Genomic DNA, 25,968 nt, shown 5'->3' with positions numbered 1-25,968 from the left:
CGGGCGACGCGACCGGCGGGGGACGAACCATGTCTCGACACACAGCATCCATGGCCGTCACCTGCGTCCTGATCGGCGGCCTGATCTCGGGCTGCGACCAGAGCGACTGCGCCGCGAAGGCGATCGCCGGCGTCTACGAGTCCTATTCGCCCATCGTCCTCGCCGTCCTGCCCGAGGTGGTGCCCAAGGCGATCCCGGGGATCGCGGTCAGTCTCGGCCTGTTCGCGGCGGACGCCCTGGCGCGCTACCTCATCGAGCACGCGGTCCCGAAGGACAGGACGTGGCTGCTGATCGAGCAGACCCTCCACGGGCAGCAGCGGACGAGCGTGTTCGAGCTCGGCACCGATCACGAGCTCAAGGTCGGCGTGAACGGCGCGCAGCTCAGGCACGTGGACCTCTACGTCAAGGAGCGGCAGATCAAGGTGGTCATCCCGCGTGGCACCGCGGCGGAGGTCACCGTCACCGACGCCGGGAACGGCGACGAGGTCGCGGTGCGCGGCACCGTCCCCGGCGACCTGGACGGCTCCCTCGACCTCGACACCGGCCGCACCTCGCCGGACGACTCGCCCGAGGCTCGCGCGGCGGACATCCAGATCGAGACGTTCGGGTTCGACGTGGGTCCGAAACTGGTCAACGGGGCGACGGCCGCGCGGTTCGCCGGGACCGGCCGGCCGACGCTGCACGCCTGCATGTCCATACCCGCGACGGCCTGGACGAGCGAGTTCCAGGACTGGCAGCCGGGAACCCCGGACCGCTCCTGGTGCGTCAGGACCAACGCCGGGCACTACGGCCTCGCCGTCCCGAAGCAGACCGAAGCCTTCTGGATCGGCCCCGCCGAGGACGCCGGTGCCGTCTCCTACCTGCTCTGGGCCCAACCGGGCCTGCCCGCGGCCCCCGCCACCGCCGTGCCCGGAGCGCGGATGGACGGGTGCTGACCCGCACGCCGACGGCCGCCTATTTCTCCACCCCGGTGCTCATGATGCCGCGCACGAACGTGCGCTGGAAACAGATGAAGAGGATCACTGGGACGGCGATCGTCATCATGGCGCCGGCCTGGATGTAGGCGGGTTTCGTCGAGTACAGGCCGTTGAAGGCGGCCAGGCCCACCTGCAGCGGCTGGAGCTCGGGCCGGCCGGAGAGGTAGATGAGCGGGGTGAAGTAGTCGTTCCAGGTGTAGACGAAGTTGAACAGGGTGACGGCGGCGATCGCCGGCCACGCCTGCGGCACGATCACCGAACGCAACGTGCGCAGCGGTCCGGCGCCGTCGATCGAGGCCGCTTCGTCCATCTCGCGGGGGATGGTCAGGAAGTACTGCCGTAGCAGGAAGACGCTGTAGGCGTTGCCGAAGAAGGCCGGCACGAGCAGCGGCAGCCAGGTGCCCACCCATCCGATGTGGGCGAAGATCGCATAGGTCGGGATCAGTGTCACCGCGGTCGGCAGGAAGATCGTGGCGATGAGCAGGGTGAACAGCGGTCCGCGGCCGGGGAAGCGGAAGCGGGCGAAGCCGTAGGCGACCAGCGTGCACGACAGAACGGTCCCGATCGTGCTGATCACCGCGAGGGCGATGGTGTTGAGCAGCAGCCGGGGGAAGTCGATGAGTTTCCAGACCGCGGCGTAGTTCGACCAATGCGGCGCCAGGGTCCAGCTGGGTTCGAGGGTGCGCCAGGAACCCCGCCAGGTGACGGTCCCCTTCTCCGGCGCCGCCGGGTCGACGAACTCGCTCTCGGCGCGCCCCTTCTTCACCAGGGCGAGTTCGCGGACCGCGCCGTCGACCGGCACCCGGTACACGTCGTACCGCCGGCCCTCATGGGTGAAGGTACGCGGGTCGGACGGCAGCAGCGGCGCGTGCGCCTGGCTGACCTGCCGCTCGCTCTTCAGCGACGACAACGTCATCTGGACGAGCGGCGACAGGAACGCCACGACGACGCCGAACATCACGATCGTCATCAGCGCCGTCCGGATGCGGCGGGCCGGGGTCGGGGTCACCGGGTCACCTCTCGCTCGTGTAGTGGACCCACCGCCTGGACAGCCGGAACAGCACCAGGGTCACGACGAGGGTGATGACGAACAACAACCACGCCAGCGTCGAGCCGTAGGACATCTCCTGATAGGTGAAGAAGGTCTGGTACAGGTAGAGGTTGAAGAAGCGGGTCGCGCCGCCGGGGTCGCCGGTGCCGTTGAAGAGCACCAGCGGGATGAGGAAGTACTGCATGACCTCGACGACCGCGAGGACCAGCGTGTAGAAGATCACCGGCGACATCATCGGGATCGTCACGTGCCACAGCCGGCGCCACCATCCGGCGCCGTCGAGCCGGGCGGCGTCGTACAACTCGGTGGGGATGCCGCGCAGCCCCGCCAGGTTGATGATGATGCCCGAGCCGAGCCCCCACAGGCCGATCATGGCGAGCCCGGGGATCACCCAGGCGGGGTCGCTCAGCCAGCTCGGCGCACCGCCCACGCCCAGCCAGTGCAGCGCGGTGTTGATCCAGCCGTCGTCGACCAGCATGTTCTGCCAGATCAGCGCGCCGGCCACGAACGGCACCACGTACGGCATGAACAGCAGCACCCGCACCAGCCCGGCGCCGCGCAGGTACCTGCTGTTGACCGCGACCGCGAGCAGGAACGGCAGGGCGACGACCAGCGGCAGCCAGAGCAGGGCGAAGCGGGCGGTCACCCACAGCGAGGCCCACGCCTGCTGGTCGGCGAAGAGCCGCCGGTAGTTCGCCAGGCCGACGAACATGAGCGGCTCCTGCTCGGCCAGCGAGATGTTGAGGAAGGTGAAGACGAACGTGGCCGCCATCGGCAGCGCCGTGAACGCGAGGAACCCGATGATCCACGGAAGGACGAACAGGAATCCGTACCGGGCCTCCCGGCGGGCCGGCCGGGACATCGTCTCGCCCCTCATGAGCGGTTCCACGCCGCCTGGATCTCCTCGCGCATCTCCTTGAGCTGGGCGTTCATGTCGAGCCCGCCCTTGGTCATCCAGCGGCTGCGGTAGGTGCCGAGGATGGTGAGCGTCTGGTTGTACTTGGGCGTGTACGACTCCGAGTGCGGGTTGTCGGCGAACGCCACGCTGTCCTTGGCGACCTGCCAGTCGACCTTGTGGGTGAACTGCCCGGCCAGCTTGGCGAAGAAGGCCTCCTGGTCGGCGGTACGGGCGGGCATCGCGCCGTACGCCGAGAGCAGTTCCTGGGAGGCCGGGCCGACCAGGTAGGCCAGGAACTCGAAGGCCTCGGCGGGGTGTTTGCTGCCGGACAGGATCCGGAAGGTGTCCGCGCTGGTGGGCGAGGTGGTCCTGCCCTTGTACGAGGGCATCGCGGCCAGGTCCCAGTCGTCGCCGGCGCCGGCCACGCCGTAGGTGGACCACAGGAAGTTGACGCTCATCGCGACGTGCCCGGAGAAGAAGGAGGCGCCGTCCCCGTTGAACTGCTCGCTCTCGAAGACGGGGCCGGTCATGATGAACCGGTCCTTCCACATGCCGTCGTAGAAGAAGCGCCAGGCGTCGGCCCAGGCGTCGGGGATCTTCACGGTCTTGCCGTCGCCCGTGTCCAGCGATCCGGAGGCGAAGGCGGCGCCCTGGTAGCGCAGGTCGTCGCGGGCCGGTTCGAAGCCGTACTGCACGATCTCGCCGGGGTCGAATCCCGCCTGGGTGGCGTCCTTGCCGTTCTTGTCGACGGTGAGCCTGAGGGCCAGTTCCCTGAGCGTGTCGTAGTTCCACTCGCTCTGGCGGCCGTCGGGCCAGGTGTACTTCTCGCCGTACTTGTGCGGCGGCTCGGCCAGACCGGCCTCCTCGAACATGTCGGCCTTGTAGTACAGGGTCGACGGGTAGATCGCGAAGGGGATTCCCTCCTGCACGGAGCCGATCCGGTAGAGGTCGGCGCTGCCCTTGGCGTACGGGCTGAGGTCGAAGCCGCTGGACTTGATGAGGGGAGCCAGATCGAGCCACTGGCCGTGGAAGGCGGCGGCGCCACCGACACCGACGGGACCGGCGAGGTCGGGCCCGTTGCCGGAGGCGATCTGGGTGGCGAGCGTGTCGCGGGCGGAGTCGTAGGTGACGACCTCGAGCTTCACCCTGATCCTGCGCTGGGCGGCGTGGAACTTCTCGATCACCTTCTGCTGCACCTTGACCTGCTCGGCCTGCTCGCCGGTGCCCAGGCAGCAGTACCAGCGCAGCTCCACCGTCGCGGCGTCACCGCTCGGCGGGGAGGCGGAGCCGCAGGCGGCCAGTGCCACGGCTGATGCGATCGCGACCAGGGCGTTCGATAACCGATTCACGTGTCTCTCCCGAGGCTGGGGTTCGGGGGGCGGGCGATGGAGAGCTCGAAGGAGAGGCGGGCGCGGTCGCCTCTCACGTAACTGCGGGTGAACTCGACGGGCTCGTCGCCGGGGCCGAAGGCGATCCCCTCGACGAGCATGGCGGGGCGTTCCACCGGCTGGTCGAGCAGGCGGGCCTCGTGGGCGCGCAGCCGTACCGGCTCGATGACCTCGCGGGCGCGCACGATCCTGGCCCCGTAGTGCTCGCCCAGCAGGCTGTAGAGGGAGTTGCGTTCGAGGTCGTGGTCGAGCAGCCCGGCGAAGCGGTCGGCCGGCAGGTAGACCTGCTCCAGGATCAGCGGCTCGCCGTTGGCGATGCGCAGGCGCTCAAGGTAGACGACCTGCGCGCCGGCGGTCAGGGCCAGTGCGGCGGCGACCATCTCTCCCGGCCTCTCGATCCCGGACTCGATCAGCCTGGTGTCCGGGTCCATGCCGTGCATGTGCATGAGGTCGGCGAAGCTCTGGCTGGTGCCCATGTCGACTTCCAGCCGGGAGTGCAGGACGAACGTGCCGCGTCCGCGGGTGCGCTCCAAGCGGCCCTCGCGGGCCAGCTCGGCCAGGGCCCGCCGGACCGGGATGAGGCTGCATCCGTAGCGGCGGGCCAGCTCTCTTTCCGGTGGCAGGCGGTCTCCGGCCTGCCATTCCCCCTCGTCGAGCGCGGTGCTCAGGTCCAGGTAGACCTGGTGGTGGAGGGGGATCGGACCGGCTTCGAGCCGATAGCGGGCCATCGGGCGTTCGCTTCCTTCCGGAATCTGCCAAGCGGTTGTTTGATGACAATGTTGTCAGCAACACCGACACTGATCACAGCCGCTACCTCTGTCAAGGCGGCCCCGACTCAGAGGCAGGTGCAAGGCGTGACGCAGTCACCCCTAACCCGACCGGCGCCCTGGCGAGTGGCGCTGACCTTCGACGTCGAGCACGGCGACCAGCCCGCTCACCCGGACGGCACCCGGCACGTGCTCGAAACGCTCACCGAGCGCAAGACCGTGGGGACCATGTTCATCCAAGGGCGCTGGGCCCAGGCCAACCCCTCGCTGGCCGAAGAGCTGGCCGCCCGCGGTCACCTGATCGGCAACCACTCCCATCACCACGCGCCGATGAGCTGGTTGTCGCCCAAGGCCTTCAAGCTGGACGTACAGCGCGCCGAACGCGCCATCCGCCGCGCCACCGGCCACGACCCGCGTCCCTGGTTCCGCTGCCCGTTCGGCGACGGCAGCGAGGACCCGGCGATCCGGTCCGCACTGGACCGGCTCGGCTACCGGGAGACGAGCTGGCACGTGGACCCGTTGGACTGGCGCGGCAAGGCCACCGGGCCGGGCGTCGCCCGCCTGGTCATCGAGGAGGCCACCGCGCACGGCGACGGCGCCGTGGTGCTGTTCCATCCATGGACCAAGGCCACCGGCCGTGCCCTGCCGCTGGTCATCGACGGTCTGCGCGCGGCCGGTGCCCGGTTTGTCCGCATGGACGAACTCGCATGAACCGCCCACCGTGGGAGGGGCCGATGAGGTCGTTGTTCGTGGAGTTCCCGAAGCCGGGCCAGGTGCGAGTGGCGCACGAGGACGTCGCTCCTCCGGGCTTCGGCGAAGTGCTGTGCCGCACCACGCTGTCGCTGATCAGCCCCGGCACCGAGCTGGCCTGTCTGCGCGGCGAGTTCGACCCCGGCACCAACTGGGAGGAGTGGGTGCGTTACCCGTTCCGGCCCGGGTACAGCATGGCCGGGATCGTGGAGGCGGTCGGCGAAGGCGTCACGGCGTTACGTCCCGGCGACCGCGTGCAGGGCTACGCGGCCCACCAGGAACTGGTCACACTCACCGAGCGCGAGGCCCGGCTGCTGCCCGGCGGCGTGACGGCCGAGGAAGCGGTGTGGGTCCCCCTCGTCGTCACCGCGGCGGCGGGCATCGCCAGAGCCGCGATCACCCTGGGCGAGACGGTCGTGGTCCTCGGACTCGGCCCGGTGGGTCAGCTGGTCGTCCAGTACGCGGTCGCGCACGGAGCCTCCCGCGTCGTCGCCGTCGACACCGATGCCAGGCGGCTCGACCTGGCGCGGGCGAGCGGCGCGAGCGACCTGCTCACGGCCACCGCGGCCGACGCCCGCGCCGCCGTCGCCGACCTGACCGGCGGCCGGCTCGCCGAGGTGGTCTTCGACGTCACCGGCAACCCCGCCGTGCTCTCCCAGGCCGTACGACTGGCCCGGACGCTGGGCCGGGTCGTCCTTCTCGGCGACACGCCCACGCCGTCCCGGCAGATGCTCGGCCCCGGCGTGGTCAGCAACTCGCTGACCATCCTCGGGGCGCACGCCGACCTCGTCTCCGACGACCCGTCAGCCGGCCCGCTCAACCGCGACGCGGTGACCGGGTTGTACTTCCGCCGCCTCGCCTCCGGCACGTTCCGCACCGCCGGGATGATCTCCGAGCGGGTGTCCCCCATGGACGCGGCAGCCACCTACGCACGCCTGCGGGACGGCGGCGCACCGGCCGGAGCACTCTGCTTCGACTGGACCGACGCGAAAGGGGAACAGTGACCCGGCCCTGGCCCGCAAGCGCGGAGATCGCCCGGTCCGTCCTGCCTTGATGTGCTCGCCTGCCGCCCGGCTTGCTCGTCGAGGCCCGCGGCGCCGGAGTAAGCCTTTTGTGGCTGTCATCCGGTTTCGTTCGGGTAGCGTCGCCGGTTGCCGTCGGCGATTATCGACGCGACGTGACCGCGCTGCGAAGGGGTCGGACATGACGTGGCACCCGTGGAGACGGACGTTCCTCGCGACGGGGGCGGCCGTGGTCGGCTTCGACCCGTCCACGCGCACGTGGGTCACCGACGCCGCACAGTCTCAGGGGATGGTCGACCTGCCGCTGCTGAAGGGCAAGGTGATGACCGATCCCGCCTCCCGCGGCCAGGCGGCCGACGACTTCGGGCACCTGATCCATCGGACCCCCAGGGCCGTGCTGGAGCCCGGCGACGTCACGGACATCATGCTGATGATGAGGTACTGCCGGACGCACGGCCTCCAGGTGGCCGCGCGCGGTCAGGGACACGCCACCTTCGGCCAGGGCCAGGTAGAGGGCGGTCTGATCGTCGACATGACCCCGCTCAACGCGGTCGAGGTGCGGGAGGACACGGCCGTCGTGGAGGCGGGCGCGCTCTGGAGCAGCTTGGCGCAGGCAACCCTGGCCCATGGCCTGACCCCTCCGGTCTTCACCGACTACCTGGAGCTCTCGGTCGGCGGCACGCTCTCGGTGGGCGGTCTCGGCGGCCAGACCCACCACCACGGATCCCAGGCGGACAACGTCGTGGAACTGGAGGTCGTCACGGGGGACGCCGCCCTGAGGAGATGTTCCGCGCAACTGCGCCGCGACCTCTTTCATGCGGTGCTGGCCGGCAGAGGACAGTGCGGCATCATCACCAGGGTCACCATGCGCCTGCGGCCCGCCCCCGCGACGGTCCGCCACTACCTGCTCTCCTACCCGAGCGTGGCCGCGCTGACCGCCGACCAGCGGCGCGTGGTCCACGACGGCCGCTTCGCCTACGTGGAGGGAGAGCTCGGGCTGCCCACCGGCTCCGCCGGCTGGAGTCACCAGCTTGAAGCGGTCGCCTTCTTCGACGGTTCGACCCCGCCCGACGACGCCAAACTGCTCGACGGCCTGGGCGACCAGCCCGGCGACCGGCAGATCCAGGACATGTCCTACTTCGACTTCCTCAACCGGCTCGCCGCGGGCGTCGCCGATCTGAAGTCCGCAGGCGAGTGGTACCGCCCGCACCCCTGGTGGAACATGTTCCTGCCGGCGAGCCGCACCGACGCCTTCGTGGAGGCCGTCATCGAGGACCTGACCGAGACCGAGGTCGGCGCCAGCGGCGTGGTCCTGCTCTATCCCTTCCCCCGCGCCCGCCTGCGCCTGCCCCTGCTGCGCGTGCCCGACGAGGAGACGGTGTTCCTCTTCACCCTGCTCAGAACCGCCTCGCACGGAGCCGGGAGCCCGGAGGACATGGTGGAGGCCAACCGTTCCCTCTACCTGCGCGCCCGAGCCGCCGGGGGTTACCAGTACCCGGTCGGCTCCATACCCACCACGCCCGAGGAGTGGCGCACCCACTACGGCCCCGCATGGGCCGCCTTCGAGGCGGCCCATGAACGCTACGACCCCGACGGAATCCTCACCCCGGGCCAGGGCGTCTTCCCTCCGGGACCGTGACGTCCCCGCCCGCCGACCCGGCCTCAGGGGTTCTGGAAGGCGACTTCCGGGTTGGCGGGTGACGGGCCGTTCAGCAGGGGCTGGTTCTTGCCGCGGAGGTGCTGGTCGAAGAAGGCGCCGACGTACGCCGTGGTGATCTCGCCCGATCGCTTGCCCGACAGGGGCGCGGAAGGGTCCACGATCCCGACCTGGGCGCCCAGGATGGGCAGGTCGATGAAGGTGAAGTGGCCGGAGTCGGCCACGGTCAGCCAGCGCTTCCAGCCGTCCAGGCGTGGCCAGTCCCGTCCCCAGGTGGTGTCGGCGGAGCCGGGTGAGTGCTGGACCTTGGTGCCGAGCATGAGGAACGGCCGCCCGTCGAGCCCGGAGACCGGGACCGGGGCGAAGAACGAGCCGTCCAAGTTCGCCCCGGCGCGGACCCGCTGGTCGGCGGCCATGACGCTCGCCGCGGCGTTGCCGCCGAGCGAGTGGCCCGCGGCGCCGATCCGGCGCGGGTCGATCATCTGCCAGTGCCTCCAGGCGGGCGCGGACCGTACGGGGCGGGTCAGCCGGTCGATCACGAAGGACAGGTCGGCTGCCCGGCTGACCGAGGCCTTGGCCATCAGCTCCTTCTCCGCCTCGTCGGTGGGGGCGCTCTCCACCGTCTCGCATGCGACGCAGGTCAGGGTACGACCGCCGGGGAAGGTCGCGCCGAACGACTCGTAGGCGTGATCCACAAGGGCGACGACGTAGCCCTTGGAGGCGAGGTCCTCGGCGAGGGTGGTCAGGGTGGCCCGGTTGAGGGTGAACCCCGGGGAGAGCACCACCAAGGGGTGCCTGCCGCCGACGGGACGAGCGTTCAGGTGCGCGTTCGTGCTGACGTCGGCGAGCTGCTCGGCCTTGAAGACGGTGTCGAGCCTCTGCCCCTTGAGAAGCAGCCGAGCCTCGTCGACGGTCATGTACGGCGCGGCGCTCCCGCCGGTGCGCGCCGGGAAGTACACCGACACCATCAGCTCGCGTGCGGCCGCGGGCATCCACGGGTCGCGGCGGCCGGCGTCGACGAGATGCAGGGTGTCGCGCCCCACTTCGTACTGGCCGGTGGGCCGCGGGATCGCGACGCGTACGTCGGAGGTGTCCGCGGTGGAGGCGGCGGCGGGCGATGCGGCCGCCGCCGGGAGGGCCAGCGCCAGGGCGAGGAGGAAAGGTGCGGGGTTACGGCGAGTTCTGATCATGCACGGAACTGTAGAAACGACGCCACCACCCCCCACATGCCCGAAAGACAACTTCGGCCCCTTACTTTCGTCAGGGAGTGGAGCCCGTCGGGTGGCGGCCGATAATGAGCGAATGATCAACGTGGGTCGCGCCGGCGGCGGCCGCTGTCGGCCGTGCTCGCCGTACCGGCGCTGTGGGTCGGCGTCGAATACCTGATGGCGCTGGCCGGACCGCACGGCGCCTGGTGGAGCCTGGCATACACGCAGGCCGACGTGCTGCCCGTCGTGCAGACGGCCTCCGTCGCCGGCGTCTGGGGGATCACCTTCCTGCTCCTGCTCGTGCCCGCCGCCGCGGCCGCGCTTCTCGCACCGGGCGCGACCCGCCGGCTCCCTGTCGCGGTGACCGCGGGCGCGCCGGTGGCGCCGGCCCTGGCGTACGGCTTCGTGCGGCTCGGCACCGGCCAGGACGGCGGGCAGCACCGCGAAGTCGCGCTGATCTCCACCGACAACCCGCTCGGCACCGCGGAACCGGACACCCCGCAGGGGCGCGACCTGCTCCGGCGCTACGGCCGGGCCGTCGAGGCGGCCGCCGCCTGCGGTGCCGGGATCGCGGTGCTGCCGGAGATGACGTTCGACGCGGCCACCGCCCACCTGCCGCTGGCCAGGCCGGGAGTGACGGTCGTCGCCGGCGTCGCGCTCGGCACCGGCGCGACGCGGACCAACAGCGCGCTGGTCTACCCATCAGGCGCCCGCTACGACAAGCACCACATGATTCCCGGCTTGGAGTCGGAGTTCACGTCCGGCAGCACGCTGACCATGCTCGGCCCGACGACGGGCCTGATCATCTGCAAGGACCTCGACTTCCCCTGGCTGGTACGCCAGTACCGTCAGGCCGGCGCGACGGCGCTGCTCGCCCCCGCCTGGGACTTCGACGACGACGCCTGGCTGCACAGCCGCATGGCGATGGTCCGCGGGGTGGAGAGCGGGTTGTCGGTGGTCCGCGTGGCCCGCCAGGGCTTCCTCACGGTGAGCGACACCCGGGGACGGGTGCTGGCCGAAGGCCGCAGCGGCGAATCCGGCGTGGAGACGGTGTTCGCGGCGCTGCCGCAGCAGGGCGCCTCGACCGTCTACACCAGCCTGGGCGACTGGGCCGCCTGGTCCTCGGTCGCGATGCTGCTCGTCGCACTCGCCGGACTCCGCATCGCCGCCCCGCACAGGACGCCGGATCAGCAGCCTTTGGCGGGCTGAACCCGCACGATCTTCCCACGGACGGGAGGCGCCCTGTCACGACCGGGGATCTGATCAGGACACCGAGGTCAGGTGGCCGTATCTGGACAGGGCCGTGGCCAGGTCGCCGGATTCGCCACGGAGGACCGCGTCCAGGAAGGCGACGGTGGCCTCCGCGGTGATGCGCGGCCCGGCGGTCCGGCCGAGCGAGCCGACGAGCGCGGGCAGGGGCGGCAGGAAGAGCGGGGCGTCGGTGAAGGTGAGGTGCGCCGTGCCGGGGACGGTGAGCCGGTAGCTCGTCGCCGTGCTGAGCTGAAGCACCCGCGTGAGGCGCGGGATGTATTCCGGCGTCTCGCCCGGTTCGACGTCGTGGGTGAGCGCGAGCACGGGCTGGTGGAACGGTCGCGTCACGGGGTCGCGGGGGAAGCCGTCCAGGTCGATGACGGCTGCGAACCGGGGGTCCTGGCGGGCGGCCTGCAGGGCGGCGGCGCCTCCGAGGGAGTGGCCGGTCGCCGCGGCGCGGCGGATGTCGAGCCGCCCGGTCAGGAGGCCGGGGATCTCTCCACGGTCCAGGCGGCCGAGCTGGGTGAGCACGAAGCTGAGATCGGCGGCCCGGACCGCCGTCCACCCGGCCGCGCGCCTGTCGTCCTCCGTCTGGTCGCCGGTGGCCGCGACCCGGGTGCGGATCGTCCGGCCGTCGGTGAGGGTGACGACGGCCGAGTCGTACGGGTGGTCGAGGGCCGCCACGACGTACCCGCGGCCGGCCAGTTCCTCGGCCCAGGCGGTGTTCTGGGTGCGCACGCCGCCGAGCCCGGGCGAGAACAGCACCACGGGGAACCGGCCGCCTCCGCCGGCCACCGGCGCATCGGGCACCGAGCTCGTGCGGGCGCGTGGCGGCTCGTCGAGGATGAAGCCCGGAAGGCCCAGGTAGTCGGCCTCACCACGGGCGACGAGCTGTGCTTCTCGCATGGTGCGGCCGAGGTACCGGGCCCGCTGGGCGGCCGGGGGAGCGTCCTGCGCGGGATACCAGAGCTGGACGACGACCGTCCGCTTGTCATCGGTCCGGGACGTGGCGTTCTCCGCGCGATCAGGGTCGCTCCATTGCACGACGGTGGTGCCGACGGCGTAGGCGCCCGACGGCTCGGGGAACACGGGCACGGGCAGCGCCCACGCCGCCACCGCGCCCGCGAGGATCAGGGCCAGGCAGGCCGCCGATCCCGGCAGGGCCAGCCACCATCGAGCCCGCCGTACGGGCCGTCCGGCACGCCATCGCAGCAGTGAAGGAGCAGCGAACGCCAGCGCGATGGCCCCTCCCGCGAGGACGGGGAGGAGTTGCCAGCGGATCCCGAGCACGGCCAGCACGGTCGCGGACACCGCGAGGAGCGCCGCGCCGGCCAGTGTCGAGAGGTGGCGCGCCCTGGGCGGCAGCCAGCGGGCCGGCACCAGTGCGACTGCGGATGCCAAGGCCACGAGCTCTACGGGGGAGAGCCCGAACACGGTCACGTTCATGTGATCACCGTGGCGGACCGACCCCGACCGGACATCGGGCCCAGTACCGAGAGTCGCCTGCGACCCCGGTATGACCCTTCGCGCCCCGTCTGCGACTGTGGGCTGATCTCTGCCCGACCACGCGAAACCTCAGCGGAACGGGTTCCGGCCCTCATGCGATTTCTTCACCGGAAGATGTGGATGTTCTCCCGGACCCAGTCGTGAAGGGTCAGCGGCGGCTGGCCGGTGAGCCTTTCGACGGTGTCGAAGACCTGCCGGTCCCAGGCGGTCGACTGGCGCTTGAGCTCCAGCAGCGCCTCCAGCCGAGGCCCCGACCAGCCGAGGCGTTCGAATTCCGCCCGGGTTTCGGACGGCGTGCGTTCGACGAGCTTGATCGGGTGGCCGAGCACCTGGCCGACGATGTCGGCCTGGTCCCGGGGCGAGAGGGCCCGGCCGCCGGTGAGGGTGTACGCCTGGCCGTCGTGGCCGGGCGTGGTGAGGACGTGCGCGGCGACGGCCGCGATGTCGCGGGGATGGATCATCGCGGAGACGGGGTCGCCTTGGGTGACGTACATGGTGTGCTCGGCGGCGATGGCCGGGGCGTAGCCGTACAGGTAGACCATGAAGGTGCCGGGGCGCAGGATCGTCCACGGCAGGCCGGAGTCCATGATGACCTGTTCGCCGAGCCGGTGGCCGGTGCTGATGGGGTCGGTGGCGTCGAAGGTGACGCCGCTGGTGGACAGCTTGACCAGATGTGACGCCCCGGCCCGGGCCGCCGCGGCGACCAGGTTGCGTTCCTGGACGGGGCCGTCGGGGCCGTAGCCGGGCGGCAGGACGAAGACCTTGTCGACGCCGTCGAGTGCGGCGTCGAGGGTGCCGGGCCGGTCGAAGTCACCGGTGGCGACCTCGACGCCGGCGGGGAACGTGGCCTTGGCGAGATCGCGGGTCATGGCCCGGACGGGGACGTTCCGGCCGGCGAGCAGGGCGAGGAGTTCGGAGCCGACCGTGCCGGTGGCGCCGGTGACGAGGAACATGAGAGGTCCTTTCTCGGAGTTCAGGAACGGGAGAGCTTGACGTCGGGGAGGAACAGGGACAGGGCCAGCCCGATCGACGCGATCGCGATGGAGCACCGGGCCGGCGTCGATCACCGCGCACAGCAGCCCGATCAGCGCGAACAGGACCATGCTCGCGAGGGGATGGTGGCGCCGGCGGGCGCGGTCACGGCAGGTACGGAAGAACGGGAAGTCACGAAGATCCTGGCGATCAGAGAAGCAAACTCCGGCGGAGCCTGCGAACGAACGGAAGAACATCGGCCCTGAACGGGCGACGGAGATGGGATCGGTCAGGCGTGAACCTGACGCGAACCGGCCTGCTCGGCCCTCTCAACCCTGATCCACCCGCTCGCGGGCTTGTCGATCAAGGTCCTTCATGTGTTCGTCTGTTCTCGAGGCTCCCGATTGATCGCCAGGATGCGGAAAGTCCGGAGTTGATCAACCGGACGGCGGCGACGCTAACACTCCAGGCCGGGGCGCTGCAACTTCGGACCGGCCGGTGAACGTCCGCAGACCCGCCGGACCGCCCTGGACGGCGGGGTGGCCGATGGCGTCCAGGGAACGGCGTGCGCGGGTGGCTAGCCGAGGAACGCCGTCCGGTTCTCCTCGGCCCAGGAGGCGAACGTCCGCGCGGGCGTCCCGGTCAGTTCCTCCACGAGCGAGGTGAGCTCGATCGGCCGGCCGTCGCAGCCCTTCCAGTAGTCCAGCAGGGCGTCCGCGAGGGTCGCGTCCATGTACTGCGCCATTTCGGCCTTCCACTCCTGCCTGGTGACGGGTGTGATCGCGATGTCCCGTCCGGTGACGCGCGAGAGGGTCTCGACCTGGTCGGTGAACGTGAGCGACTGCGGTCCGGTCAGTCTGTACGTCCTGCCGCCGAGGGCGGGGTCGGCCAGGACGGCAGCCGCCACCGCCGCGATGTCCGCCTCGTGGATGGCGTCGACGTGCGCGTGCGGGTAGGGCAGGGTGATCGGCCTCCCCGACTTGATCGCCCACGACCATGCCATCGCGTTGCCGCAGAAGGTGCCGGGCCGCAGAACGGTGCTCGGCACGGGTGAGGCGGCCAGGGCGCGTTCGGAGACGAGATGCGAGGCGGCCAAGGGGCTGCTGTCGGGGTCGGGCGTGAGCACGGCAGCAGAGGACAGCAGCACGACGTGCTCGACCCCGGCGGCCTCGGCCGCCGCGGCGAACTCCTGCGCGTGTGACGGTTCGGCGTAGAGGAAGACCGAGGTCACGCCTGCGAGCGCGGGAACGAAGGTGGTCGGGTCGCCCAGGTCGCACCTGACGACGGACGGGTCGGCGGGGGCCTTGGAGGCCGGTCGTACGGGCAGGCCCTGCTCGCGCAGGAGGCCGATGAGCGCGGTCGCGACAGCGCCGCGAGCGCCCGTGACAAGAGTGGTCATGTCAGTACAGATCCCCTCACAGGCGCTCGCCACCTTGAGCGAGGCGCCTGTCGATAGAATGAAGGCGTGACACAGAAGTTGTGTCGCGCAAGTATTGCGTGACGCACATTATGAGGAGGATGGAGCCGCCCGTGTCAAACCGAGCCGAGACACTCAAGCGCATCAGCGACGAGAGTCAGCGCCACTACGCGGCCTACACGCTGTTCAACCAGGCCATGGCCGACCGGCTCGGCCTCCATCCCACCGACCTGCAATGCGTGGCCCTGCTGGATCTGGAGGACGGGCCGATCAGCACCGGTGAGATCGCCCGCCTGGCCGGTCTCACCCCGGGATCGGCCACCCGCCTGGTCGACCGCCTGGACAAAGCAGGTCTCGTCGTACGGCACGCCGACCCGGCCGACCGCAGGCGCGCCCTGGTCGCCCTGTCCCCGGAGGCCCGCGCCCGGATCGGTTCGGCCTGGGACGTCCCGGGCAAGGCGTTCGTCGAGATGCTCGACCACTACGACGACGACGCGCTGGCCCTGATCGCCGACTACCTCCACCGGGCCGCTTCGGTGGGCCGCGCGCAGGCGCAGCGCCTCACGGCTTCCACCTAGGGTCTGCTTCGGCCACCCGGCCGCCCCCGAGACCCCGTTCGGCAGGACGGTGAAAGCATGGTCTAGCGTGATCGCCATGAAGGCGGCAGCTCGGTATCTGTACTGGTTGGCGTGGGCGCAGAAGGGCCGGGTCGCGCTGGGTGCGACACTGGGCACCCTGTGGACGGTCGGCCTCACGCTCCCGCCGTACCTGCTGTCCAGGGCGATCGACGACAACCTGGCGCCCGGCTGGGTCCTGGCGCTGCTCGGCTCCGGCCTCGCCAACGCCTGGCTCGCGATGATGCGGCACCGCACGATGACCAAGATCCGGATGGACGCCAACTTCCGCACGGTGCGCGCCCTGGTGGAGCAGATCAACACTCTCGGCGCGGACCTGACCAAGCGCACCTCGGCAGGCGAGGTCGTGACGATCGGCATCGGCGACGTCATCACGATCGCCGCCGCGCTGACGGTGACGGGTCCCGGGGTGGGCGCGATGATCAGCTACGGGGTGGTGGCGGCGCTGCTGCTCCAGGTCTCCGTGGTGCTGGCCGTGGTGGTGCTGCTCGGCGTGCCGGTGCTGGCGATCGTGCTCGGGCCGCTGCTCGGGCGGCTGATGAAGGTGCAGAACGGCTACCGCGAGAGCCAGGGCAGACTGACCACCCGGCTGGTGGACCTGATCGAGGGGCTGCGGGTGCTCAACGCGTTCGGCGGCAAGGACGCCTACGCCGAGCGTTACCTCGCCGACTCGGCGCGCCTGCGCGAGCAGGGTTACCGAGTGGCGTCGCTGACGAGCTGGATCGGCGCGCTGGGCGTCGGGCTGCCCGCGCTGTTCCTGGCAGCGGTGACGTGGCTGGGCGCCAGGCTGGCCGCAGACGGCGCGATCACGGTGGGCGAGCTGGTCGGCGTCTACGGATACATCGCCATGCTGGTGGTCCCCGTTTCGTTCTTCATCGAGGGCAGCTTCCAGATCAGCCACGGCCTGGTCGCCGCCCGGCAGGTCACCCGCTTCCTCGCGCTACGGCCCGGCGACCGCCCCCGCTCCCTCGGGACGCTGGAGATCACGCCGGGAAGCCTTGTGGGGCTGGTCAGCGCCCGCCCCGAGGAGAGCGTGGCGCTGCTGGAGAGCCTCGGCGGCTTCGACGGCACCTCGTTGATCGCCGACCACGACGCCGCGCTGTTCGCCGGCACGCTGCGCGAGGTGCTGCAGGGCCGGGGCGCGGCCGACGACGAGACCATCCGTCGCGCCGTCACCGTCGCCGCCGCCCAGGACGTGGTCGCCGGACTGCGCCACGGGCTGGACTCCATGATCGAACCGGCCGGGCGCAACCTGTCGGGCGGCCAGCGGCAGCGGGTGCGCCTGGCCAGGGCACTGGTGGCCGATCCCGAGGTGCTGCTGGCGGTGGAGCCCACCTCCGCGCTGGACGCGCACACCGAATCCCTGCTCGCGCAGCGCCTTCGTGCGGCGCGCGCCGGCCGTACGACGGTCGTCGCCACCACGTCGCCGCTGCTGCTCGCCCATACCGACCAGGTCGTCCTGATCGAGGACGGCCGGGTGTCCGCGACCGGCACCCACCGCGACCTGCTGGAATCCAGCGACGAGTACCGGACGGTGGTGTCATGATCCGCGACCTCCCCGTCGCCGACCGCAAGCACGTGCGGCAGGCGGCCCTGCGACTGATCCGCCGCGACGTCCCCGGGTTCACCGCCACCCTCCTCCTCAACGGCCTGGCGGCGTCCGCGGCCCTGGTCAGCCCGTGGCTGCTGGGCCGCATCATCGACACCATCTCCGCCGGCGGCGCCATCGACGTCCTGGCCGCGGTCGCCGTGGGCGGGGCGCTGCTGCAGCTCATCCTGTCCCGATATGCCGAGAAGGTCGGCACCCGCTTCAGCGAGCGCACCCAGGAGCACATCCGCCAGGAGTTCCTCGACCGGGTGCTCGCCCTGCCCGCCGCCACGGTCGAGCACATCCGCACCGGAGACCTGACCGCCCGTGGCACCACGGACGTCGGCGTGGTCGGGCGCACCCTGCGCGACGCCGCCCCGGCCGTGCTGATCTCCTCCCTGCAGGCACTCTTCCTCGTCGTGGCCGTCTTCCTGGTCGACCCGCTGATGGGAGCCTGCGGTCTGGTCGCGCTCGCCGGCGTCGCGGCCGCCTCCCGCTGGTACCTGCGCCGCGCCCGCGACGCCTACCTGGAGGAGGGCGCCGCCCGCTCGGAACTGGCCGAACACCTGGCCGCCAACGCCGCCGGCGCCCGCACCATCGAAGCACTCGGCCTCCAGGACCGGCGGACCAGCGCCGCCGAGCGGGTGATCGAGCGCGGGCGGGTCGCCCAGCTCAGAACCCTCTTCCTGCGCGGCGTCCTCTGGCCGTCGGTGGAGGTCTCCGCTCTGCTCCCTCCGGTCCTGGTCCTGCTGCTCGGCGGAGTCCTGCTGGACAGCGGCCAGGTCACCCTCGGCGCCGTGGTCTCCTCCGTGCTCTACCTTCGCCAGCTCCAGCAGCCCGTCGAGACCATCCTCATCTGGATGGAACAGCTGCAGAGCAGCGGCGCCTCCTTCGCCCGGCTCGAAGGACTCCGGACCCCGGCGGCGCGGGCCGACGTGACCGCCCCTGACCCCCAGGACGACCACATCGTGGCGACCGGCGTGCACTTCGCCTACGAATCCACCGACGACGTCGTCACCGGCGTGGACCTGACCGTGCGGCCCGGCGAGCGCCTGGCCGTCGTCGGCCCGTCGGGAGCCGGCAAGTCCACGCTCGGCAAGCTGCTGGCCGGCATCGACCGCCCCCGCCTCGGCACGGTCACCGTCGGCTCGGTCCCCGTCGCCGACCTGTCTCCCGCCCAGCTCCGCAAGCACGTCGTGCTGGTCACCCAGGAGCAGCACCTGTTCCTCGGCACCGTCCGCGACAACCTGCAGCCGGCCGACCCCAATGCCGACGACAACCAGATGGAGAAGGCCCTGGCGGTCGTCGGCGCGGACTGGGTCACCTCACTGGACGACGAGCTCGGTTCGCAGTCCTCCGGCGCCGAACTCGGCCCCGACCGGGTGCAGCAGCTCGCCCTGGCCCGGGTCGTCCTGGCCGACCCGCACACCGTCATCCTCGACGAGGCCACCGCCATGCTCGACCCGCGTACGGCCCGTCGCGCCGAACGGTCGCTGGCGGCGGTGCTGGACGGACGTACGGTGATCGCGATCGCGCACCGGCTGCACACGGCGCGGGACGCGGACCGGGTGGTGGTGATGGAGGCCGGACGCGTCGTGGAGGTCGGCGCGCACGACGAGCTGGTCGCGGCCGGCGGAGTCTATCAGTCGTTGTGGAGGGCTCACACTCCTGAGTCATCGCTCTGACCTGCGAGATCGGTGAATCCGCGTGCACGGCACAGAGCGTGTGCGAACGAGAGCAGTCGGTGTGTCCGTCTCGCGTCTTTCTGCCGGTACGTCGGGACAGGAAACTGCGGACGGCGGCCGGCGGTCAGGGCCGCCGTCACGCGAGCGGAGGAGGGGCCACACGCCGACGCCGGGCCGGTCCCGCGCTCCCCGGAGCCTGAGTGGCCGCCCCTCGCGCACCGGGACCGATGGCTGTCGTGGGTTCAGATCCTCTGCCTACGCCTCATTCCCGCGGGCGAAACTTGCCCGAGGGGCGCAGGCAACCTCCTGAGGCGCTCAGGCGTATGGGTGGGGGACGTCACTTCGCATCTCTGGAGGAAACCCATGAAGCTCGCGACCGCCCCGGTCCGGCCGCTGATCGCCGTCGGCACCGGCCTGGCCGCCGTGGGCGCCGCCGCCCTGCTGGGCCTGCCAGGCGTCGTGAAGGCACCGGAGACACGGCTCGCGGCCGCCGCGTCGGCTCCGGCGGAAGGCGCCTACTGGCATACGAGGGTGCTGACCCGGCGCACCGGTCCCCGCCAGATGGGCAGCGGCGCGAATCGCTACTGGGTGGTGGAGCAGACGCTCAACGAGGAATGGACCGCGCCCGACGGCAAGGCCTGGTTCGGGTACCGGACGGCGGGGGCGTACCCGAAGAGCGCGGCGGACCGGAAGGCGTGGCGTCGTGACGGCTCGCCGGCCAGGTGGACCCGCACGGCCGACGGGCAAGTCGTGAAGCTGTCGACCGAGCCGGACAAGGGCCGCGTCGGGCCCGTACGGGGCAAGGACGACACGTTCTTTCTGGCCGGTCAGCGGCTGACGTACGACGAGGTCCAGCGACTGCCCGCGGACCCGAACGCGTTGAAGTCCTGGCTCTCCAAGGCCGCGCGGGTCTCACGGGTCAGTCAGAACAGCATGGACGAGTTCATCGCCGGGGCGCTGCTGGAGATGCTCTATCGGCTTCCGACGCCCAAGAACGTCCGCGCCGCGGCCTATCAGAGCTTGCTGACGATACCCGCTGTCCGTTCGCGGGGAGAGTCCAAGGACAGCATGGGCAGAGCGGGCGCGGCCCTGTCGATCGACCACCCGAAGGTCGTACAGCGGAACGGACTGACGATCAAGGACAAGACCAACCTGATCGTGGACACCGGCACGATGCTTCTGCTGTCCGAGAGCCAGACGACCGCGATCAGGGGCAAGCTGTCCCTCGACGAGACCAGCACCCACACCGTGCTCGCGGCCGGCTGGACCAACACCGCGCCGGCCGTGCCCGCCCTGCCGTAGCGACGCGCGTGGGGGAGCTCATCACTCCGCGCTCGCGTCGGGATCGGTACCCGCGCCGTCCGCCGGCGGATCGACTGCGTCGGCATGAAACAGACCCCAATCCGTCCCCGGACCGCGTGACTGAGCACGCAGTCCGGGACGTGGTTCATCGCGTCATGCGGAGGCCGCGTCGGAGTGGACTCCCTGGTCAAGCAGGGTGTTGATCATCTCCTGGAGTCGGTCGCGTCCGACGGTGCCGAGTGCACCGGACAGGGCCTGGGCGAGCTTGTCGAACGGGTCGTCCATCGGCAGCTCCTTCACCTTTTCGGCCAGTTCCTCCACGCCCCACAGCCCGTCTTTGTGGATGTGGCCGCCGAGGGACCAGCCATGATTGACCGTGACCGTTCCGCCTCGTACCGACAGCACCTGGCCGGTGAGCGGGCAGGCTGCGCCGGCCAGGTAGGCGGCAACAGGTGCGCAGGCGGCCGGGTGCAGTGGGTCGAACCGGCCCGCCGGCGGTTCCTCGCTCATACCTGGAACGGCGAGAGTGAGGCGGGTCCGGGCCATCGAGGGCGAGATGCAGTTGACCCGCACGCCGTACCGGCCGAGTTCGAGGGCGGCCACGGTGGTCAGCGCCGCGACCCCGGCGTTGCCTGCCGCATAGGAGACCTGCGCGGGCAGCGGGTTGAGCAGCCCGGAGCCGGAGGAGGTGTTGACCACGGCGCGGTCGGCGTGGACCCCTGCCTGATACCGGTCGCGCCAGTGGCGGGCCGCCCAGTGCGTCACCGTGAAGGTGCCCTTCAACTTGACGGCCACGACGTCGTCGAAGTCCTCCGCCGACAGGTCGGTCAGGCCCATGTTCCGTTCGATGGTCGCGTTGTTGACCACGACGTGCAGGTCGCCGAAGGACTCCAGAGCCGTCTCCACCATGCGGCGGGCGCCGTCCCAGTCGGTGACGCTGTCGGTGTTGGCCACGGCCTGTCCGCCGTGGGCGGTGATCTCTTCGACGACCTTCGCGGCTACGCCGGCGTCGCCGCCCGTGCCGTCGATGGCGACGCCGGGGTCGTTGACAACGACCTTGGCCCCTTCGGCGGCGAAGAACAGCGCCTCTTCCCGCCCGATGCCGCGCCCTGCTCCGGTGATGAGGACGACGCGTCCGTCCAGACTTCCCATGAACGATCTCCTTCACTGACTGCAGTCTATGTAGTGATTCACAGTATGCATTAATTCAGAAGATGCAATAAACTGCCCTGCGTGATGGAGAAGCATGGACTGCGAGAGCGCAAGAAGCAGCGCACCCGGCAGGCACTCATCGAGGCGGCGGTGCGCCTGTTCGAGGCCAAGGGCTACGACCACGTGACGGTGGCCGAGATCGCCGACGCCGCGGAGGTGTCCCCCCGCACCTTCTTCCTCCACTTCCAGAACAGGGAGGATGTGCTTCTGGCCAATGCCGACGTGCGCGTCGATCTGGCGCTGCAGGCGATCGCCGAGCGCCGCGCCGGGGAACAGCTGTCCGAGGTGCTGGTGCGGGCGATGGACCAGATGATCGCCGATACCTGGGACAGCGACCTCCCCAGCGGGCTCGCGGCACTGCGGGCACGGCTCGCGGCCTCGGTGCCGGCGCTACAGGCCCGGCTGCTTCAGCGATACCTCACTGCGCAGGCCGAACTGGCGCAGGCTCTGCAGCGGGCATTCCCCGACAGGCTCGACACGATCACCGCCTCCGCCCTGGTCGGCGCGATGGTGGGCGCGATCAGCGCAGCCGCACTGACCGCGCTGCAGCGCGGCGACGGACCCGGCGAGGTACGGAACGCCATGCGGCAGGCCATGGCTTTGGTGGCGCAATCCGTCACCTGACCCCGTCCATCCGGCCATGTGCGGAAGCCGTAACTGGCTCGCGTGGGGGAGGCGAGCCACCCGCACAGGCGATCAATCGTCCTGGAGGCCGGGAGAAGGTGCAGGCATGGCGATGAAACTCGTGCATGCGGCCCCGGCCACCAGCGACACCGCACAACCTGCCCCACGCTGGGCGCTCCGCACCGCCTACGCGCTTCCCTGGCTGCTGCTCCCCACGTGCCTGTGGAGGTTGCCGTTCGCCTTCCACTTCGACATGGGCCAGCTCAACGACGCGCCTGTGGCACCGTTGTGGATCAGCATCCCCTATGTCTTCGGGCTCAGCGTGCTCACCGAGTCGGCGGCGCTGCTCGGCATCGGTCTGGTGCGCGGCTGGGGAGAAGTGGTCCCGAGCTGGATCCCGGTCATCGGCGGCAGACGTGTGCCGCCCATGGCAGCGGTCGTCCCTGCCGTGGCCGGTGTGCTGCTCTTGACTGCGGTCTCGGTCTGGATGGTGCTCTCCTGGGTCGGCGTCTCCGACAGCATCGCGTACGAGAATGGCTGGTGGCGGGCGCTGGCGATGGTGTCCATCATTCCGACGGCGCTGTGGGGCCCGACAGTGCTCGCCCTGGCCTGCTTCTACCACCTGCGCCGCCGCCCCGCTCGCGGTTGAGAGGTCCTAACAGAATGATCTTTGTCGTGCTTTGCTCTCTCGCTGTAGCCGAGAGGAGCACGGGCTGCCGAGCCGAAGCCGTGGGAGGTCAGTGACGAGCTGTGGGCTGTGATGAGCCGCTGTTACCCCATCGTCAGCGGCGTTTCCGTCATCCAGGGCGCAGGCGGCTGGATGACGGGCCGGCCTTGCGGGGCTGTCCGGACGGCGCCCGGTCCCGGCCCGCCGCCGGCGGCCGGCGACATCTGCCCGCACACCGGCCGCGCTCGCGTCCTGCTGGAGAAGTACGCCGGGCTCGAATCTGCACCGGCTGCGCCAGTCTGCAGCCACCCACCTCGGCGACGCCGAGATCCCGCTGCAGCTCATCATGGGCGAGACCCGGCACAAGAACCCTCGCACCGCCATGCGCTACGTCAAACCCGGCGCCGAGGCCATCGCCAAGGTCACCGAGGTCCTGGCGCCCCGCCGCCGTACCCACTGATCATGACGGGCGGCTGGCTGGAGCTGTAGGAAGTCCGGGCCATCACGTCACGGATCACTAACTGGCGAAGAAGCCCCAGGTCGCTACCGCTGATTCCGGCACTCAGCTCCTCGAAGGCCGACGACCGTGGCTCCGGCACGGCGCGCGATGCATGGTTCGTGCTGCTGTGGCTGTCACCAGGGCACCGTTCCGGCGTCGTCGAAGAACTGGCCGGTCGGTCCGTCGTCAGGCAGGGTGGCGAGGCGGATCGCGATGGCCGCGCCCTGTTGTGGTGTGCGGACGCCTTGGAAGCCGTTGAGGTCGGTGGCGGTGAAGCCGGGGCAGCCGGAGTTGATCAGGATGTTGGTGCCGCTCAGTTCCTTGGCGTACTGGATGGTGAGCGCGTTGAGGAAGGTCTTCGAGGCCAAGTAGGCGGCGGGAACCTGGCCCATGTCGATGCCCGGTGTGGTGTGCAGGGCGAGCGAGCCGACGCTGCTGGACATGTTGACGATCCGCGGTGACGCCGAGTCGCGCAGCATCGGCAGCATCGCGTTGGTGACCCGGATGACGCCGATCACGTTGGTTTCCACGACAGCTCGCACGGTCGCGGGCTCGACCGTGGTCGGCGTCTGTGGCATCCCGCCGGTGATCGCGGCATTGTTGACCAGGACGTCGAGCCCTCCGGCATGGCCGGCGATGAGCTTGGCCGCGGCGGCGACACTTTCGTCGTCGGTGACGTCGAGCGGCACGCCGAACGCATCGGTTCCGGCCGCGCGCAGCTTCTCGACCGCGGTGTCGCGGCGATGTCGATCCCTCGCGCCCACACCGACTCGCCAGCCAAGGGCGCCCAGGCCCGCGGCGATCTCGTATCCGATCCCCTTGTTCGCGCCGGTCACCAGCGCGATCGTCCGTTCACTCATGCCGTCGATCATGTTGCGGACTCGGGTGGGCGTCCAAGACCGGTCAGGTGGGCGACGATACCGCACGGGTATTGGTCAAGGTCAGCGCCGGATACGATGAGCCGGTGGAGACGCGGGAGTTGCGATACTTCGTCGCGGTAGCCGAGGAGTTGCACTTCGGGCGGGCGGCACAACGGCTCGCGATGGCGCAGCCGCCCCTGTCGCGGGCGATCCAGCAGCTGGAACGGCGGCTCGGAGTCGTTCTGCTGCACCGCACCGCTCGCGCCGTCGCCTTGACCGAGGCCGGGTCGGTGCTGCTCCGGGAGGCCCGGCTCGCGCTCGACGCGGTCGAAGCCGCCGAGCGCCGCACCCGCCGCGCCGCGGCCGACCGGCCCGGTGTGGTCCTGGCGACCAAGGCCGGAGCGTCCAGGGAACTGTTGTCGAAGCTGCTGCATGCCTACGCCGCTGAACCGGGCGCCGTGGCCGTCGAGGTGATGCTGTGCGGGCCGGGCGAGCCGGAACCGCTGCTGCGCACCGGGCGTGCCGACGTTGCTCTGCTCCACCGGCCCTACGACACGACAGCCGGATTCGACACCGAGGATCTGCACACCGAACAGCAGGTCGTGGTCCTGCCCAAGGGGCATCCCCTCGCCAACCGGGCGTATCTGTCGTTGGACGAGGTCAAGGCCCAGACGGACCTGCCCCTGCCGCGCTGGCCTGGACCGGGTGGCGGTCATCCGGACGGCCCCGGCCCGCAGGTGCGCGACCATACCCAACTGTTCCATCTGATCGCCCTCGGGCTGGCCTGCGCCGTCGTGCCCGAGTCGCTCCGCGACCAGCTACGCGACGACCACGCCGTCGTGCCGGTGCCGGACGCCCCGGCCGTCACGACCGTCATCGCCTGGCCGCCGCACAGCAGATCCAGAGCCGTCGCCGACCTCGTCCGCACCGCGACCCGCGTATAGCCGATACCCGCTGTTCGGGGGCCGCGGGCCGTACCGAGCATCACCAATGATTCGGGATATATCCGGAAATACGGCGTGGAGCTCGCGGGGCAAGGGTGCGCCTCTCCCGCTGGTCACAGCAATACCGTCGTCCGGTCGGTGACGGACGACAAGATCCGACCGCTCACGCCGGGTTGACGAGGTTCAGCCGTGGCCACCACCGGCGACATCCAGGTGTGCGCAAGGGACCACGGATGATTCCCGGCGGCGGTGTTCCGGTTCGCTCCGGAGACTCACGCAAGCGTTCGAGCGCGAGACTGCATGGAGCGAATGACGGCGACGTCGAGGCCGATCTGCTCGGCGAATGCCCTGGTGTCCCAATATGAGCGCACCCGCGTGATCAGGCCTTCACGGTTGAAGGAGAAGAACGCGGCGATGTCCATCCTGTACGGACGACCACGCGTCGGGCCGGTGGCAAGGGAGTCGGCCAACCCCGGCGGGACAGTGAGGGTGCCGGTCTCGACGAACTCGCAGGCGACCGTTTCGCCCTCGACCACGGTCCTGACCACCTCCTCGTGGATGTCAGGGGTGACCTTGGCGAAGCGCCGAGCGCCGCCCTCACGAAACAGACGTGGACCTCGTGGCGCGGTCGATGATCACTGCACTGGCCGCCCGCCGCCCCGAACGCGTACGCGGCGCATATCACCTGTTCGACGCCAAGCCGGCACTTCAAGCTCGCATCCACCAGTTGGTGTGGCGCGACCAGGAGCACGTCGTCGAAGCCCTGCTGACCGGAGTGCCCCGGACTCCCGAGGCCGAGTTCCGCGCGCGTGTCATCACCCACGCCGTCACCGGGACGATCCGCGTGGCGGTTGTCGCCTGGATCCAGTCCGGCCAGCGCAGCACCGTCGTCGCACATTGCGAACAAGCACTGACGTTCTTGCGCGAAGAGTTCGCTCACTGACGGGGCATTTCCGGAAGGAGCGCGACAATCGCGACGCAACTGCGGAGGTCACGAAGTACGAGGACGGCGAACGCCGTTGCATCGTTCAGCAGATCACCGACGAGTTCGGCGTCACCCGCCCCACCGGCTACCGACCTGCAACGCC

Annotated in this window: 25 protein-coding genes; 14 read left to right on the top strand and 11 right to left on the bottom strand. The window is 70.5% G+C overall.

All coding sequences use genetic code 11. The annotated features are described in order from the left end of the window. The first annotated feature begins 50 nt into the window (after positions 1-50). Entirely contained in the window at positions 51-935 is an 885-nt protein-coding gene (locus tag ABZ815_RS30480; protein ID WP_357703919.1) for a hypothetical protein, read from the top strand. 19 nt (positions 936-954) lie between these two features. On the opposite strand, the gene ABZ815_RS30475 is transcribed toward ABZ815_RS30480, so the two are convergent. The 4 genes from ABZ815_RS30475 to ABZ815_RS30460 are packed head-to-tail and all read right to left on the bottom strand — an operon-like array spanning position 955 to position 5,042. Continuing rightward, positions 955-1,986: a carbohydrate ABC transporter permease gene (locus ABZ815_RS30475; RefSeq protein WP_357703917.1), complete on the bottom strand. Its 1,032-nt coding sequence runs from the start codon at positions 1,984-1,986 to the stop codon at positions 955-957. Positions 1,987-1,990: 4 nt separating this feature from the next. After that, positions 1,991-2,917 (bottom strand): sugar ABC transporter permease, encoded by a 927-nt coding sequence (locus ABZ815_RS30470; RefSeq protein WP_357703916.1) that lies wholly within the window; start codon positions 2,915-2,917, stop codon positions 1,991-1,993. Next, complete coding sequence (locus ABZ815_RS30465) at positions 2,902-4,275, bottom strand: extracellular solute-binding protein (RefSeq protein WP_357703914.1); 1,374 nt, start codon at positions 4,273-4,275, stop codon at positions 2,902-2,904. Before ABZ815_RS30465 ends, ABZ815_RS30470 begins: the two co-directional genes overlap by 16 nt. Beyond that, complete coding sequence (locus tag ABZ815_RS30460; RefSeq protein ID WP_357703912.1) at positions 4,272-5,042, bottom strand: GntR family transcriptional regulator; 771 nt, start codon at positions 5,040-5,042, stop codon at positions 4,272-4,274. Before ABZ815_RS30460 ends, ABZ815_RS30465 begins: the two co-directional genes overlap by 4 nt. A 126-nt stretch (positions 5,043-5,168) precedes the next feature. Between ABZ815_RS30460 and ABZ815_RS30455 the strand changes: the two genes are divergently transcribed. The 3 genes from ABZ815_RS30455 (at position 5,169) to ABZ815_RS30445 (ending at position 8,492) form a co-directional block, all read left to right on the top strand. After that, the gene (locus ABZ815_RS30455; protein ID WP_357703910.1) at positions 5,169-5,792 is read left to right on the top strand and encodes a polysaccharide deacetylase family protein; all 624 of its coding nucleotides are present in this window, start codon (positions 5,169-5,171) and stop codon (positions 5,790-5,792) included. Between the two features lie 23 nt (positions 5,793-5,815). Next, complete coding sequence (locus tag ABZ815_RS30450) at positions 5,816-6,835, top strand: zinc-binding dehydrogenase (RefSeq protein ID WP_357703908.1); 1,020 nt, start codon at positions 5,816-5,818, stop codon at positions 6,833-6,835. A gap of 199 nt (positions 6,836-7,034) precedes the next feature. After that, a complete protein-coding gene (locus ABZ815_RS30445; RefSeq protein ID WP_357703906.1) occupies positions 7,035-8,492 on the top strand; it encodes an FAD-binding protein in 1,458 nt (485 codons plus the stop codon). A gap of 23 nt (positions 8,493-8,515) precedes the next feature. On the opposite strand, the gene ABZ815_RS30440 is transcribed toward ABZ815_RS30445, so the two are convergent. Then, positions 8,516-9,700 carry an alpha/beta hydrolase gene (locus tag ABZ815_RS30440; protein ID WP_357703904.1) on the bottom strand — a complete coding sequence of 395 codons (1,185 nt, stop codon included), beginning with the start codon at positions 9,698-9,700 and terminating at the stop codon, positions 8,516-8,518. A 144-nt stretch (positions 9,701-9,844) separates the two neighbouring features. On the opposite strand from ABZ815_RS30440, the gene ABZ815_RS30435 reads away from it, so the two are divergent. Beyond that, positions 9,845-10,927 carry a hypothetical protein gene (locus tag ABZ815_RS30435; protein ID WP_357704025.1) on the top strand — a complete coding sequence of 361 codons (1,083 nt, stop codon included), beginning with the start codon at positions 9,845-9,847 and terminating at the stop codon, positions 10,925-10,927. Between the two features lie 54 nt (positions 10,928-10,981). Here the strand turns inward: ABZ815_RS30435 and ABZ815_RS30430 are convergent, their stop codons facing one another. Further along, positions 10,982-12,415, bottom strand: coding sequence for a hypothetical protein (locus ABZ815_RS30430; RefSeq protein WP_357703902.1), 1,434 nt, complete (start codon positions 12,413-12,415; stop codon positions 10,982-10,984). 164 nt (positions 12,416-12,579) lie between these two features. Further along, positions 12,580-13,428: an SDR family oxidoreductase gene (locus ABZ815_RS30425; RefSeq protein WP_357703900.1), complete on the bottom strand. Its 849-nt coding sequence runs from the start codon at positions 13,426-13,428 to the stop codon at positions 12,580-12,582. Between the two features lie 36 nt (positions 13,429-13,464). On the opposite strand from ABZ815_RS30425, the gene ABZ815_RS30420 reads away from it, so the two are divergent. Next, on the top strand, positions 13,465-13,713 hold the full coding sequence (locus tag ABZ815_RS30420) for a hypothetical protein (protein WP_357703898.1): 249 nt from the start codon (positions 13,465-13,467) through the stop codon (positions 13,711-13,713). A 311-nt stretch (positions 13,714-14,024) separates the two neighbouring features. On the opposite strand, the gene ABZ815_RS30415 is transcribed toward ABZ815_RS30420, so the two are convergent. Beyond that, the gene (locus ABZ815_RS30415) at positions 14,025-14,846 is read right to left on the bottom strand and encodes an NAD(P)H-binding protein (RefSeq protein ID WP_357703896.1); all 822 of its coding nucleotides are present in this window, start codon (positions 14,844-14,846) and stop codon (positions 14,025-14,027) included. Positions 14,847-14,977: 131 nt separating this feature from the next. Here ABZ815_RS30415 and ABZ815_RS30410 point away from each other — a divergent pair, with 131 nt between their 5' ends. The 4 genes from ABZ815_RS30410 to ABZ815_RS30395 all read left to right on the top strand — a co-directional run bounded on the left by ABZ815_RS30410 (position 14,978) and on the right by ABZ815_RS30395 (position 20,074). Further along, entirely contained in the window at positions 14,978-15,442 is a 465-nt protein-coding gene (locus tag ABZ815_RS30410) for a MarR family transcriptional regulator (RefSeq protein WP_357703894.1), read from the top strand. Positions 15,443-15,518: 76 nt separating this feature from the next. Continuing rightward, entirely contained in the window at positions 15,519-17,045 is a 1,527-nt protein-coding gene (locus ABZ815_RS30405) for an ABC transporter ATP-binding protein (RefSeq protein ID WP_357703892.1), read from the top strand. Next, on the top strand, positions 17,042-18,772 hold the full coding sequence (locus ABZ815_RS30400) for an ABC transporter ATP-binding protein (RefSeq protein ID WP_357703890.1): 1,731 nt from the start codon (positions 17,042-17,044) through the stop codon (positions 18,770-18,772). The genes ABZ815_RS30405 and ABZ815_RS30400 overlap by 4 nt, the downstream gene beginning before the upstream one ends. Before the next feature lie 363 nt (positions 18,773-19,135). Further along, positions 19,136-20,074: a hypothetical protein gene (locus ABZ815_RS30395; protein WP_357703888.1), complete on the top strand. Its 939-nt coding sequence runs from the start codon at positions 19,136-19,138 to the stop codon at positions 20,072-20,074. A gap of 153 nt (positions 20,075-20,227) precedes the next feature. Here the strand turns inward: ABZ815_RS30395 and ABZ815_RS30390 are convergent, their stop codons facing one another. Further along, positions 20,228-21,226, bottom strand: coding sequence for an SDR family NAD(P)-dependent oxidoreductase (locus ABZ815_RS30390; protein WP_357703886.1), 999 nt, complete (start codon positions 21,224-21,226; stop codon positions 20,228-20,230). An 84-nt stretch (positions 21,227-21,310) separates the two neighbouring features. On the opposite strand from ABZ815_RS30390, the gene ABZ815_RS30385 reads away from it, so the two are divergent. Both ABZ815_RS30385 and ABZ815_RS30380 read left to right on the top strand, forming a co-directional pair. Then, the gene (locus ABZ815_RS30385) at positions 21,311-21,910 is read left to right on the top strand and encodes a helix-turn-helix domain-containing protein (RefSeq protein ID WP_357704023.1); all 600 of its coding nucleotides are present in this window, start codon (positions 21,311-21,313) and stop codon (positions 21,908-21,910) included. 106 nt (positions 21,911-22,016) lie between these two features. After that, positions 22,017-22,559, top strand: a complete 543-nt coding sequence (locus tag ABZ815_RS30380) for a hypothetical protein (protein WP_357703884.1) — start codon at positions 22,017-22,019, stop codon at positions 22,557-22,559. A 651-nt stretch (positions 22,560-23,210) separates the two neighbouring features. Here the strand turns inward: ABZ815_RS30380 and ABZ815_RS30375 are convergent. Continuing rightward, positions 23,211-23,948, bottom strand: coding sequence for an SDR family oxidoreductase (locus ABZ815_RS30375; protein ID WP_357703882.1), 738 nt, complete (start codon positions 23,946-23,948; stop codon positions 23,211-23,213). Positions 23,949-24,040: 92 nt separating this feature from the next. Here ABZ815_RS30375 and ABZ815_RS30370 point away from each other — a divergent pair, with 92 nt between their 5' ends. Then, positions 24,041-24,880: a LysR family transcriptional regulator gene (locus ABZ815_RS30370; RefSeq protein WP_357703880.1), complete on the top strand. Its 840-nt coding sequence runs from the start codon at positions 24,041-24,043 to the stop codon at positions 24,878-24,880. 272 nt (positions 24,881-25,152) lie between these two features. On the opposite strand, the gene ABZ815_RS30365 is transcribed toward ABZ815_RS30370, so the two are convergent. Next, positions 25,153-25,440 (bottom strand): hypothetical protein, encoded by a 288-nt coding sequence (locus tag ABZ815_RS30365; protein WP_357704021.1) that lies wholly within the window; start codon positions 25,438-25,440, stop codon positions 25,153-25,155. A gap of 50 nt (positions 25,441-25,490) precedes the next feature. Between ABZ815_RS30365 and ABZ815_RS30360 the strand changes: the two genes are divergently transcribed. Beyond that, on the top strand, positions 25,491-25,823 hold the full coding sequence (locus ABZ815_RS30360; RefSeq protein WP_357703878.1) for a hypothetical protein: 333 nt from the start codon (positions 25,491-25,493) through the stop codon (positions 25,821-25,823). Positions 25,824-25,968: the final 145 nt, after the last annotated feature.

It is taken from the genome of Nonomuraea sp. NPDC047529, assembly GCF_040642995.1.
GTDB lineage: Bacteria > Actinomycetota > Actinomycetes > Streptosporangiales > Streptosporangiaceae > Nonomuraea.
This window is presented reverse-complemented; position numbering and strand designations above follow the sequence as displayed.